A 12,289-nucleotide genomic window follows, 5' to 3' on the forward strand; every position below is an offset into this window, starting at 1 on the left:
AATGTTCATCAAGGAGTCTGTATGTTTGTAAATAACGAAAACTTAGTTTGGATTGATTTGGAAATGACAGGGCTAGATCCACAGACCGATGTGGTTTTGGAAATTGCTACCATAGTGACAGACAAGGATCTTAATATATTAGCCGAAGGGCCAGTGTTAGCGATCTATCAGCCTGATGATATACTCAACGGTATGAACCAATGGTGTGTAGATACACATGGTAAATCAGGTCTTACCAAACGCTGCCGCAATAGTGACGTTAACGAACAACAAGCTGTCGAACAAACCATCTTATTTTTGCAAGGCTTTGTTCCTAAGGGAATATCTCCATTGTGCGGAAACACCATAGGCCAGGATCGTCGCTTTTTAGTCAAATATATGTCTGAACTTGAACAATATTTTCATTATAGAAATATTGATGTCAGTACGATTAAAGAGCTAGTTCGCCGTTGGAAACCAGAATTGTTAGATGGTTTTCACAAAAAAGGTGTGCATCTAGCGTTAGATGATATCCGTGAGTCCATCGCCGAAATGGTTTATTACCGCCAACATGTATTCACTATTTAATGAAGCACATCAAAATATGCACACATTTTCATCAATAGTGTGTCTTTTTTTGAAAAAAGCATGAAATTTGATTTTAGGGCTTGCATAGGCGTTTTATTTTTGTAAAATGCGCCTCCGTTTTAGGCGATTATAGTTTGAGACGTACATTCATTATGCGGGAATAGCTCAGTGGTAGAGCACAACCTTGCCAAGGTTGGGGTCGCGAGTTCGAATCTCGTTTCCCGCTCCAAATATAAAGTATCAATGTTTAATGTGATTAACAGCCTGTTATGAGATCCCAAGGGGTGCACGACAACGCAGTTGTCGGTTACAAATCTCGTTTCCCGCTCGAAATACGAAGTATCAGTGTTTTAATGTGTTCAACAGCCTGTTATGCGACTCCAAGGGGTGCACGACAACTCGGTTGGCGCAACGCGGTTGGCGGTCACAAATCTCGTTTCCCGCTCGAAATACAAAGTATCAGTGTTTTAATGTGTTCAACAGCCTGTTATGCGACTCCAAGGGGGGCACGACAACTCGGTTGGCGATCACAAATATCGTTTCCCGCTGCAAATTCAACGTTTCAACTGGCAATTATGTGAAACGTGCAACCATCTATATGCACGCTGTTGCACGTTTATCAGATAAACAAATTTTTTGATTAAAAAACATTGATGAAGGAACAGTGAATGTCAAAGTATAGGTCACTGATGCTAAGGGGATAGAGCCGTTAGAATAGGAAATGATTTGGGCATGGGTGCCTAAAAGATAATGGTAGTTAAGGCTAAAGTTAATATGTGATTTGTAAGGTCATTTTTAGCTTTTAGATTCATTAGTAATACCCAGCAAGTGAATTAGAAAACTCATGTAAAACAGTTGACAGAATTTTGTTTTAAATCATTAGGCTGTTAAAGCAGACGAGAAAGCTGGGGTTAGATATCAAGAAAAATCGCCCTAGACTGAAAAGAGTAAATAGTAACTTGTTAATAAAATGCAATTACATCCTAATAATACTCATATAAATACTCTTTTTGGTATTTCTATCCTAATATTTTGCTATATTAGGATAGAAATCTCACTTTTGTCTGTTTTTATGTTTAAATTTTCTAATCGCTCACGTATAGTGCTCGCTGATTATTTATTTAATATATTTTTGGAGTGATTCTGATGGAGATGATGTCAGGCGCCGCAATGGTTGTGCGAACGCTAAAAGATATAGGTGTAAAGCATGTGTTCGGTTATCCAGGTGGTGCCGTGCTGGATATTTATGATGCGTTATACGCACAAGAAGATGTCGAACATATCCTCGTCCGTCATGAACAAGCCGCTGCTCATATGGCTGATGGCTATGCCAGATCAACGGGGCAAACAGGTACTGTATTAGTGACATCAGGACCAGGTGCAACCAATACTTTAACGGGTATTGCGACTGCCTTTATGGATTCAATCCCAATGGTGGTATTATCGGGTCAAGTGCCTTCGAAGCATATTGGTGAAGATGCATTCCAAGAAACTGATATGGTGGGATGCTCTAGGCCTATTGTTAAACATAGTTTTCTGGTCAAACGTGCAGTCGATATTCCTGAAGCCATTGCAAAAGCATATTATATAGCTAATACCGGCCGTCCAGGCCCAGTGGTGGTCGACTTACCTAAAGATATAGTGAATGTTTTAGAAGAATATCCTTATCAATTTCCTGATGATGTCACGATGCGCTCTTATAATCCGACGCTGAAAGGACATAACAAACAGATTAAAAAAGCAGTCAAAACGTTGTTAGAAGCAAAGCGGCCAATCATATATGTAGGTGGTGGTGCAATTACTTCTGAAGCCAGTGAGTTAGTTACTGAGATTGCTGAAAAATTGCAGGCGCCAGTGACATCAACATTGATGGGGTTAGGTGCGTTTTCATCTGTACACGAGCAGTTTGTGGGTATGTTAGGTATGCACGGCAGGCTTGAAGCGAATAAAGCCATGCATAACGCAGATTGTATATTAGCATTAGGCGCGCGTTTCGATGATCGAGTGACTAATAATGTGGATAAATTTTGTCCTCATGCCAGCATTATCCATGTTGATATTGACCCTGCATCTATTTCTAAAATTATAGGGGCTCATGTTCCTGTAGTGGGCAGTGTGGATGAAGTTTCTAAACAGCTTCTTAAAGAGATGGGTCCAATCGATGCTAAGGCACAAACAGCTAAACTTACCGACTGGTGGGAAGAAGTTAATCAGTGGCGGTCCCGCAAATGTTTAGACTATAAAAAAGATACACATTTAATCAAGCCACAAGAAGTGATTGAGTCCTTATATAAACATACTAATGGTGATGCTTATGTCAGTTCTGACGTAGGTCAGCACCAAATGTTTGCAGCACTTTATTATCCTTTCGCTAAACCTAGACGTTGGATCAATTCAGGTGGTTTAGGCACAATGGGTTTTGGTTTACCAGCAGCAATGGGGGTACAAATGGCTCATCCAGAAGCGGTGTCTACTGTTGTCACTGGTGATGGCAGTATCCAGATGAATATACAAGAGCTGGCCACTTGTATGCAATATAATTTACCTATCAAGATCATTTCTTTGAACAACCGTGCTCTAGGCATGGTGCGCCAATGGCAAGATATGAACTATAAAGGTCGTCATTCCAGCTCTTATATGGACTCAATGCCTGACTTTGTTAAATTAGCCGAAGCTTACGGACATATCGGTATCAGGGTCACAAAGCCTGAAGAGTTAGATGACGCAATGGCCAAATGTTTTGCTGCCAAAGATAGATTGGTATTTATGGACATAGAAATAGACCAAAACGAGCACGTCTACCCCATGCAAATAAAATTTGGTGCAATGGATGATATGCGATTAAGTAAAACGGAGCGCACATAATGAGAAGAATTATTTCTGTATTAATGGAAAATGCTCCGGGTGCTTTGTCACGTATAGTGGGTGTGTTTTCGCAACGTGGATACAATGTTGATTCTTTGTGTGTGGCCCCAACAGATGATAAAAGTTTGTCACGTTTGACTATTGTCACAGAAGCCGATGACAAAGTTATTGAGCAGATCACCAAACAAGTCAACAAGCTGATTGATGTGTTAAAAGTGTCTGATTTGTCTGATGGTCATCACGTTGAACGAGAGTTGATGTTGGTGAAAGTAGCAACTCGCAGTGAGCTGGTTCGTGCAGAAGTTAAACGTATTGTTGATATATTTAGAGCACAAATTGTTGACGTAGATACCAACAACTACACAGTTCAGGTGACAGGTACAAGTGAAAAGTTAGATGCTTTCGCACATACATTGAGTCAAAGCACTGAAATTATTGAAGCTTCAAGAACAGGTGTATGTGGATTGGCTAGAGGTGAAAAAGCGTTACGTCCATAAAAGAAAAGGTGTATCTTTTTAAAGTAAAAAAGCCCTGACGGGCTTTTTTACTAAATGTCTTTCAAAAACTAGCTGAAATAATGACTTCTAGCCCTTCAAAACCAAGTAATTTGTAATTAAAAGCCAAATAATGTAACTAAATTACATTATTTTAATATCAAATTGTTCTATCAATATTACAAATAAGAATATTAATAAAAGATAAGTCCCTATAAAACAATGATAATTTTCTTCCTTCCTCTTTATTTTTATGTTCTTTACAATTCATTAATCAAATAAACTCAGAAAAAAAACAATATTTTTTTGTAATTTAATTACACTTAATTTCATCAGGTTGAGGCAACAAGCTCACCGACTAGTTTCAAACAATTTATATTACTGGGGTGTTATTATGAAAAAGTTACTATTATCTACTATTTGTGCCGCTACATTATCATTCAACGCAAGTGCATCATTGAAAAGTGCTAACAACTTTAAGTTTGTTGGTGACACTCAATACGCTGAACTGTGCCAAGCAGCTGCGACTAACGATTTAGGTTTGTTTAAAAAAAACGTAAAGCAACACAGTTTTCGTCTAGGCACTAGCAGAAGTAAAATGCTGATGCTTTTAACAAGTGAAGATAACTTTCAATGCGCCAGTCAAAGTTTGGTAGCATTTTCTGAATCACGTGGCTCGCAAGATGTGGCTGACTATTTAACGGGAGCTTCGGCTAAAGTTGAAACGGCATCATCTAGCAAGTATAAATTTGTTGGTGACAAAAACTTTAAAAACTTCTGTAAATCTGCAGTAACAAATAACGTTAGTTTGTTTAAACGCGCAGTTAGTAGTCAAATTGGTAACTTAGGTTTTTCTAAGAAAGAAGTCATAAACAAGGTACTCCAAGCTGATAATGTAACTTGTGCTGGAGAAAGCTTAGGTGAATTCTTTCAATCACGTGAAGCGAATAGTGTGATGAGCTACATAGCTGAAAAAGCTGCACAATAAATAGATTTGTTAAAAAATTAAGCATTAAATAAAAAGTAAACAGTGAAGGCTGTTTGCTTTTTACGTGTTTAATAATTTAAAAAATGTCATCTACCAAACAAGCTCAGCGAAATGCTGTCTGCACATTGATTCGTATCTGTCATTACCTCCTACTTCAACCTGTTCGCCTTCTTTGACCACTTGTCCATTTTCGTCGATGCGGACCACAAATGCAGCTTTTCGTCCACAATGGCAGATAGTTTTCAACTCTATCAGTTTGTCAGCCCAGGCCAAAAGGTAGCGGCTACCTTCAAAGGTTTCTGCTAAAAAGTCTGTGCGCAGGCCATATGCTAGTACTGGTATGTTGAGATTGTCGACCACATAAATGATCTGTTGGACTTGCAGCTTAGTTAAAAATTGTGCCTCATCAATAAAAAGACAATCTATTTTGCCTTTTGCAAGTAGAGCTTCTACGACTAATTGCATGTTGGTTTCTGGAGTAAAAAGATGTGCCGCAGACTCAAGGCCTATTCTAGAAGCGACTTTGCCTTGTCCAAACCTATTGTCTAATGCGGCAGTGAAAATTTCAGCATTCATACCTCTTTCGGCATAATTGTAGGCTGACTGAAGCAAAGAAGTCGATTTTCCAGCGTTCATCGCCGAGTAATAAAAGTAGAGTTGAGCCATGAATCATTAATCTCACTACAAAAGTGGCTATTTTGCCCTGATTAGAGGCAAATTAAAATCACCAAACAAAAGTTACATAAACGTTTAACAAAAAATACTGTCGAAGGGATTTTTCCAAACGATTAACTCTTCGTTTTTTATGGGGTGTCAAAATAATATCCTTGCAGATAATCAACTCCCATAGCCCCTAGAGCAAAGGTTTGTTCCTTGTTTTTATTCCTATTCCTTTAGTTAAATAACCTTAGCATTTGGTTAGCGGCAATAAACGGGAGGCATTAATGATAGGCAGAGCCGACAGCCAATGATAATAATCACGAATAGCAGTCCAATACTGTTTGTAAAAAATGACAATGCATAATGACCAAGCAATCGCAGTAGTAACACTCTAAGCACCATAACGTTGTACTCCTAATAAACCAGACGAACCTGTTTGATTACTTGAGATTTTATCCTTCAGGTGTTGAGGTAAGCTTACATTGCTGGAAAATCACGCTATAAGTTGATTTGTATTGGTTGCTGCATGGCTAAGTCCCTATATCATCACATTGCTAGCTAGTGCATTGATGAGTATCGCTAACTAACCATTTCATACAATCATTGAGCCGCGTCTAAGTAACAGGTTTTTGGATAGTGATAATGACTTTGGTATAGATACCCTACAAAAATCTAACAAAGAATGATGAGTATTAAGATATAAAGTCTTAAATACCATTAATATCGTTATATGCAGTCTAATATTAATTATAAAAATGGGCTTAGCCATATAATTTACGTATTATTTATATTATCTGAATTGGAGTTGAATGATGAAAAATGATATCGATAGCAAGTTTGTATTAACTGTATTTGACAAGATTATTACGCATGGTGAAAAGAATGGCGACGAGCACTTCTTAATGGGTATCAAAGTGTATACAGATTTTGATGGTTACACTTTGTTCATTGAAGATGCACTAGTAAAATTGAATTTCGGTTTTCACAATCAATATCACTTTGACTACGAGAAAGAGGAACATTTCGAAAAATTTGTTAAAAAACTTAAAGCGATACAGCAACAGTACTAAAACTGCAGTCTAGTTGTTTCTCTTAGAATTCATGTTTTAGTTGCATAAGTCCCAATAGCTTTTTATAAAACTTAAAATTGCTTTAAAATACTCTCATCGTAATCATCTAAATTTAGCGTTAAATGATACTCTAAGGCTATTCTATCAAGTTCCACTTGTTGAACAGCTAACTCTTCCATAACGATGGTGTTATCGTCTAGTTGCCACAATAATCGTGATGCTGCGTAACTATAATGAATGGCTAATACCGCATTGAGATTGCCTTTGAGGCTAGCGGCTTTAAGTTTAGACATTCTTCGGTTTATTTTATTAAGCGATTGTTTCAGATCCCATACGTATACTACTTCGGTCATGAAGTCGTGAGTACGATATTTATTCAGTAGCCAAGCAATCGTCACACTAGCCATAACAACGCCTAGCAAGTTCCAATTAAAATGACTACCACTTTCATCAGGAAATAAACCAATAAGCGTTTGAGAAATAACTAAACTACCGATTACTAAGCCACAGATACACCCAACTATTACAAGGTTTAAGTGCCGCCGATAGCGTGCTTTACTAATTTCAATGAGTTGCATATGGGCCTAAATTACAAATATGATGGTCATTGGCGACCAAAGAATGACAGAACTATACACCGGCTAATAATACCTTTGTATTGAAGTCGCTTGAGAAAGTCGCTTCGAAACGTTATTTAAAAAAATCGTAAGCTAATTTGGATGTTGACTTGACCATGTAATATCACTCACTCCGAAGTATTCTCATATCTTCTTTCAATAAACACCCACTTGTGAAGCATATTGGCTAATTCTTCAGATAAAATAGGTTTAGTTAAATAATCGTTCATTCCCGCTTCGAAACATTTAACATCGTCACCTTTCATTGCATTAGCAGTCAATGCAATTATTGGGATATTTTCATCAAAATGCTCATCCTTGCTTGCTCGAATGTATCTGGTGGCATCGTAACCATTCATTGTTGGCATTTGGCAGTCCATTAAGATCAGATCAAACGATACACCATGGTTTTTGAGTACATCAAATGCTTCTTGACCATTTTCGGCAAGGTGATAATCACAATTCAGTTTATTCAGCATTGATATAATAACTTGCTGATTAATATAATTATCTTCTACCACTAATATATTAGGTTTGTTCTGATTATCCGTGTTGGATAATATAATTTGTCGAGATTGTCGAGATTGTCGAGATTGTCGTTGGTCAATCCTAGACTCTGAATGTTCTAATGAAAGGAGTAAATCAATAAGCGTATCGGGTCTGAGTGGTTTTGAAAGGTAGCCCGAGATTTTTACAGGCAAGCTTTGATCTGTAATCGTCTCCCCTGTTTGTGCTGTTATTAAAATAATATATAAATGAGAAAAGCGTGTATCCGCGCGAATTGCTTTACTTAGTTCTAAGCCATTCATGCCGGGTAGCGCTATATCAATCAGCACATAATCGACAGGTTGATTTGTGTCATGGGCATGCCTTAATGTCTTGATCGTTTCTGGCGCATTACTCGCACTTTGCACTTCGATTCCCCCATGCTTCAGAAAATTCTCCACCGACTGCTGAACACGTACATTGGTGTCGACAATAAGCAGCCTTTTTCCATGCAAGGGGGCAAGTATACTTGTAGTTGTTGGGACAGAAATTTGGCAAGAAGATTCTGATTTAACAGTAAAACTAAAAGTAGAGCCTTGTTGCCAAACACTATGTGCAGTAATTTTCCCGCCCATCATCTCCGTTAACTTTTTACTAATGGCCAAGCCTAATCCAGTGCCGCCATATTGACGAGTGCTTGAACTATCAACTTGCATAAATTTTGAAAACAGCTGCGATTGTTTATGTTTGGGAATACCTAAGCCAGTATCAATCACCGTAAATTTCAGTATTTCGTTGGTATTGTTCTCAACTTTTAAGAGGACCTCTCCTTTTTCTGTAAACTTAATCGCGTTACTCAGCAAGTTGATCAAAACTTGTTTCACTCTGTCGGGATCAATTTTTATCCATCTAGGCAAGCTGGGAGTAATATATAATACTAGTTCAAGATTTTTGTCTTTGGCTCGCGTTGACATAGTGTCCATAATGTCACCCAGTAAGGAGTATAGGTTGATGTCTTGTATTTCAATTTTAAGTTTGCCCGCTTCAATTTTTGAAAAGTCCAAAATATCATTAATTAAATGCAATAATGAATGGCTACTCACTTTGACCAGTTGCGCAAAGTGACGCTGATTTTCGTCAAGATCTGAATTCAAAAGTAAATCATTCATACCTAATATACCATTCAGGGGTGTGCGGATTTCATGACTCATATTTGCCAAAAACTCACTTTTGGTAAGACTGGCTTCTATAGCCAGTTCTTCGGCACGCTTAAGCTCAGTGATATCCTGAAATGCCCCCCTTAATGATGTAACAATGCCATGAGTAAATACTGCCGTACCTACCGAGCGGACCCAAATTTCATTGCCTTTTGCTGTGATAAAAGGAGTTTGGATATCCCATGGTGTGCCGTCTTGTATAGCCAAAGCAATCGATTTTTGAATGATTGGTCTGGCTTCAGGCGCGTAAAAGTTGATGGCGTTTTCTAAGTCCACTTCAGAACCAATAGGCAATTCATGAATGTTGTATACAACATCAGACCAAATGACCTGATTATTCTGTAAGTTGAGTTCCCAACCTCCGAGCTTTGCCATGTCCCCCGTCCACTTTAATAGCTCCTGTTCTGATTGAAGCTCTTGTTCAATATTTTTTATCTTGGTAATGTCGGTTTGTATGGCCATAAACCCAATGAGCTGATTTTGCTCATGCAATGGCTGACAATTAATTCGCAGCCAATAAGGAGTGCCATTTTTATGGTAATTCAACATTTCTACGTTAATATTTTTTTCATTTTTAAGCGCTAAGCTGAACTCTTTGATGGTTTGAGGATCTGTATTTTTGCCTTGCAACACAGAGCCTGGGGTTAAACCTTTAACCTCGTCTAACGAGTACCCACTTATTTGAGTAAACATCTTATTGACCCACGTGATGCTGCCTTTTTCATCGGTAAATATCACAGCATCGAACGTTTCTTCAGCCACCCTGGCCAAGGTTCGATTGTTTTTTAGACTTTGCTTAAGATTCTCTTCAACAGTAAAGTTCTCAGTTAGAACGCAGTTTACGCCAATGATTTTGCAGACCTGTCCGCTGCTATCGATTATCGGATGCCCGTAGGCCCTTATATAGCGAACTTGTTTGTCTGCTGTCATTATCCTAAAAGCGGTATCAAATTTTTTCTTTTCCTCGATCGTTATCCCAATTGTTTCTAATGCTTTCTGTTTATCTTGTGGATGTAATGAGTTGTTCCATTCCGAGAGGGTTCCGTTAAATTTTTCGGGATCAATGCCATAGAGAAGAAACATCTGTTCATCCCAAAAAAGTTCGCCGGTTTTAACGTTTAATTCAAATACACCTATTTGCGCCGCCTCTTTTGCCACTTTAAGCCGCTCGTTACTATTATCTAATTGAACTTGTGTGCTTTTTAAATTTGGCGATTCATAGAAGGTGGCAATAACTGAGTTTTGTAGGCTATTAACTAATGGTTTTAAATCTATTGTGACAAGTAATTCTTGGCCATTTTTATGTAACAATGACAGAGCTTCAGCCTTGACTGTAGGCTTTTTAATGTTCATCTTGAGAAAAAAATAAAGGTGTATTTGATCCCTTCGATTATATCTTTCGGGAACCAAATCAGCGACACACCTATTTTTGAATTCTGCCTGGGAAAAACCAAGCATTTGAACTGCAGCCTGATTAGCGTAAACAATATCACCCTGTGCAGATATCTCAAGTACGGCACTTGAGACTGAATCTAATATAGTCTGTAATCGCCGAATCTCTTTGTCTACAAGGTCACTTGAGAACGGTGTATTATTAGATATCATGAGAACTCCAACTTACTGTGAAAGCTTTTTTGTAACCATATCGAGCTTAACACTTTTTTTTATGTTGCCAATCGGCTTTCCGTATTAAACTAAGACCAATGAATTTGTTGGAGAGCAGTTTGTCAATAAAAAAAGTAGTCGCCCCCGAGTTTGAGATAGCGTTTTTGTTACCTAAATACTGGTTAACCTGGTTGAGTGTTTTCATTCTTTACAGTGTGTCTTGGTTTCCTTATTCCGTGCAAAAAAGTATTGGGAAATTATTAGGAAAATTACTCAAAATCATTGCTAAAAAACGTTATAACGTGGCCAAGCGTAACTTGGAATTGTCTTTTCCAGACTTTAGCCAAGAAAAGCGCCAAACTATATTAGATGCCAATTTAGATAACGCTGGTATGGCAGTTCTTGAAACAGGTATGGGATGGTGGTGGCCTACTTGGCGTGTTACACAAAAGGCTGAATTTGAAGGTTATGAGCATATTGAGGCTATTTTAGCCAAAGGCAATGGTGTGCTCGCATATGCAATTCATAATATGAATCTTGAATTTGCTTGCCGTATGGCTGGCCTTAAATATCCATCAGTGGTGTTTTATCGTAAACATAACAACAGGTTAATGGAATATATTTCATACCATGGTCGTAAACGTAGTAACAAATATATGGTACACAAACGCAATGTTAAAGGTTTAATCAGCGCTTTGGATGATGGTGAATTGTGTATGTATTTACCAGATCAAGATTATGGTCGCAAAAAATGTGAGTTTACACCATTTTTTGCTGTGCCTGAGGTAGCCACAACGACAGGCTCTTTGTTATTTGCAAAACAAGCAAATTGTGAAACTGTTTTTTTGGTCTCGGTTAGAACAGATAACGGCTACAAAATAATTGTACAACCTGGACTGGATAACTTTCCATCAGACGACGATAATTATGATGTAACACGTATCAATCAAATGATAGAGAAGATGATTATGTTGGCCCCTGAGCAATACCTTTGGATGCATAAGCGTTTTAAAACCAGACCTAATACTGATGACCCCTCTTTATATGATTGAAGGCAAAAATGAGGCTAAACAATAGTTTGAATGTGTCATGAAAAGTGTTAAAAAAATGTCCAATCCTTTATTTTGGCTCAAGCATATCATGCTGGCAATTATAATCATTGTCATTGCCGCCTTAGTATTGATTATGCAATACCGTAACGAATCAACTGTGCGCCCAGAAGGTAACACAGGCATAAAAAGTATTGCGAATAATATGAGTGATTTTTATGCGAATTACCGTTTATCGTATCGCCATCCCCGTGAGGAATAATGAGGAGACTATGTTAAGGGTGTGAAAATACCTAATAAGCCATTGGGCGAGCGTTTACAGAAAATGGAAAGCTTACAAAAAACTGCGTTGATAGGTTGGGTAGGGGAGCAAAAACATCGAACATTCAAAGTAGGAAGTACTCTTCGAAGTGCCATTACTGATTATGCACAGTTAGAGGGTATGCAGGTGATTTGGGAGTTTGACAGAGACTTTATTATTAAATACCCCTTTCAAATTGATGATTCGCTTTTGGGCAGTTTAAAAATGATCGGCAAGGCTATTGATGCTCACTTTTATGCTGAGGTAAAGTTATATATGTGTCCTCGCCAACGATCTCTGGTTATCACTTCAAAATCATCTGAGTATTTAGAAAAGCAATGCGACGAGGCTCTACGATAAAGTCTTTTTT

11 protein-coding genes and 1 tRNA gene are annotated in these 12,289 nt (G+C 38.0%); 9 read left to right on the forward strand and 3 right to left on the reverse strand.

All coding sequences use genetic code 11. The features are described 5' to 3' along the window. The first annotated feature begins 21 nt into the window (after window positions 1-21). The 5 genes from orn to Q0Y52_RS08970 all read left to right on the forward strand — a co-directional run bounded on the left by orn (window position 22) and on the right by Q0Y52_RS08970 (window position 4,914). On the forward strand, window positions 22-567 hold the full coding sequence (gene orn, locus Q0Y52_RS08950) for an oligoribonuclease (protein ID WP_297820745.1): 546 nt from the start codon (window positions 22-24) through the stop codon (window positions 565-567). Window positions 568-721: 154 nt separating this feature from the next. Beyond that, window positions 722-796 (forward strand) — tRNA-Gly (locus Q0Y52_RS08955). Between the two features lie 917 nt (window positions 797-1,713). Beyond that, on the forward strand, window positions 1,714-3,432 hold the full coding sequence (locus Q0Y52_RS08960; RefSeq protein WP_297820747.1) for an acetolactate synthase 3 large subunit: 1,719 nt from the start codon (window positions 1,714-1,716) through the stop codon (window positions 3,430-3,432). Next, window positions 3,432-3,929 carry an acetolactate synthase small subunit gene (gene ilvN / locus Q0Y52_RS08965; RefSeq protein ID WP_297820749.1) on the forward strand — a complete coding sequence of 166 codons (498 nt, stop codon included), beginning with the start codon at window positions 3,432-3,434 and terminating at the stop codon, window positions 3,927-3,929. The genes Q0Y52_RS08960 and ilvN overlap by 1 nt, the downstream gene beginning before the upstream one ends. A gap of 391 nt (window positions 3,930-4,320) precedes the next feature. Next, complete coding sequence (locus Q0Y52_RS08970) at window positions 4,321-4,914, forward strand: hypothetical protein (protein ID WP_297820751.1); 594 nt, start codon at window positions 4,321-4,323, stop codon at window positions 4,912-4,914. A 90-nt stretch (window positions 4,915-5,004) separates the two neighbouring features. On the opposite strand, the gene Q0Y52_RS08975 is transcribed toward Q0Y52_RS08970, so the two are convergent. Continuing rightward, the gene (locus tag Q0Y52_RS08975) at window positions 5,005-5,580 is read right to left on the reverse strand and encodes a thymidine kinase (protein ID WP_297820753.1); all 576 of its coding nucleotides are present in this window, start codon (window positions 5,578-5,580) and stop codon (window positions 5,005-5,007) included. 806 nt (window positions 5,581-6,386) lie between these two features. Here Q0Y52_RS08975 and Q0Y52_RS08980 point away from each other — a divergent pair. After that, window positions 6,387-6,644, forward strand: coding sequence for a DUF3081 domain-containing protein (locus Q0Y52_RS08980; RefSeq protein ID WP_297821493.1), 258 nt, complete (start codon window positions 6,387-6,389; stop codon window positions 6,642-6,644). Between the two features lie 71 nt (window positions 6,645-6,715). Here Q0Y52_RS08980 and Q0Y52_RS08985 read toward each other — a convergent pair whose 3' ends face one another. Continuing rightward, complete coding sequence (locus tag Q0Y52_RS08985; protein ID WP_297820755.1) at window positions 6,716-7,222, reverse strand: DUF3087 domain-containing protein; 507 nt, start codon at window positions 7,220-7,222, stop codon at window positions 6,716-6,718. Window positions 7,223-7,389: 167 nt separating this feature from the next. Continuing rightward, window positions 7,390-10,569, reverse strand: a complete 3,180-nt coding sequence (locus tag Q0Y52_RS08990; RefSeq protein WP_297820757.1) for a response regulator — start codon at window positions 10,567-10,569, stop codon at window positions 7,390-7,392. 119 nt (window positions 10,570-10,688) lie between these two features. On the opposite strand from Q0Y52_RS08990, the gene lpxL reads away from it, so the two are divergent. The 3 genes from lpxL (at window position 10,689) to Q0Y52_RS09000 (ending at window position 12,279) form a co-directional block, all read left to right on the forward strand. After that, a complete protein-coding gene (gene lpxL / locus Q0Y52_RS08995) occupies window positions 10,689-11,621 on the forward strand; it encodes an LpxL/LpxP family Kdo(2)-lipid IV(A) lauroyl/palmitoleoyl acyltransferase (protein ID WP_297820759.1) in 933 nt (310 codons plus the stop codon). 88 nt (window positions 11,622-11,709) lie between these two features. After that, window positions 11,710-11,880 (forward strand): hypothetical protein, encoded by a 171-nt coding sequence (locus tag Q0Y52_RS19505; RefSeq protein WP_366939273.1) that lies wholly within the window; start codon window positions 11,710-11,712, stop codon window positions 11,878-11,880. 21 nt (window positions 11,881-11,901) lie between these two features. Further along, the gene (locus Q0Y52_RS09000) at window positions 11,902-12,279 is read left to right on the forward strand and encodes a TcpQ domain-containing protein (protein ID WP_366939274.1); all 378 of its coding nucleotides are present in this window, start codon (window positions 11,902-11,904) and stop codon (window positions 12,277-12,279) included. Window positions 12,280-12,289 lie beyond the last annotated feature (10 nt).

Source organism: uncultured Paraglaciecola sp., assembly GCF_943787955.1.
Lineage (GTDB): Bacteria > Pseudomonadota > Gammaproteobacteria > Enterobacterales > Alteromonadaceae > Paraglaciecola.

Bases quoted from the DNA above. Each gene is read 5' to 3' on its own strand.
- Q0Y52_RS08985 (WP_297820755.1), bottom strand. From the start codon at position 7,222: ATGCAACTCATTGAAATTAGTAAAGCACGCTATCGGCGGCACTTAAAC.
- orn (WP_297820745.1), top strand. From the start codon at position 22: ATGTTTGTAAATAACGAAAACTTAGTTTGGATTGATTTGGAAATGACA.
- Q0Y52_RS08980 (WP_297821493.1), top strand. From the start codon at position 6,387: ATGAAAAATGATATCGATAGCAAGTTTGTATTAACTGTATTTGACAAG.
- Q0Y52_RS08970 (WP_297820751.1), top strand. From the start codon at position 4,321: ATGAAAAAGTTACTATTATCTACTATTTGTGCCGCTACATTATCATTC.
- Q0Y52_RS08975 (WP_297820753.1), bottom strand. From the start codon at position 5,580: ATGGCTCAACTCTACTTTTATTACTCGGCGATGAACGCTGGAAAATCG.
- ilvN (WP_297820749.1), top strand. From the start codon at position 3,432: ATGAGAAGAATTATTTCTGTATTAATGGAAAATGCTCCGGGTGCTTTG.
- Q0Y52_RS08990 (WP_297820757.1), bottom strand. From the start codon at position 10,569: ATGATATCTAATAATACACCGTTCTCAAGTGACCTTGTAGACAAAGAG.
- Q0Y52_RS19505 (WP_366939273.1), top strand. From the start codon at position 11,710: ATGCTGGCAATTATAATCATTGTCATTGCCGCCTTAGTATTGATTATG.
- Q0Y52_RS08960 (WP_297820747.1), top strand. From the start codon at position 1,714: ATGGAGATGATGTCAGGCGCCGCAATGGTTGTGCGAACGCTAAAAGAT.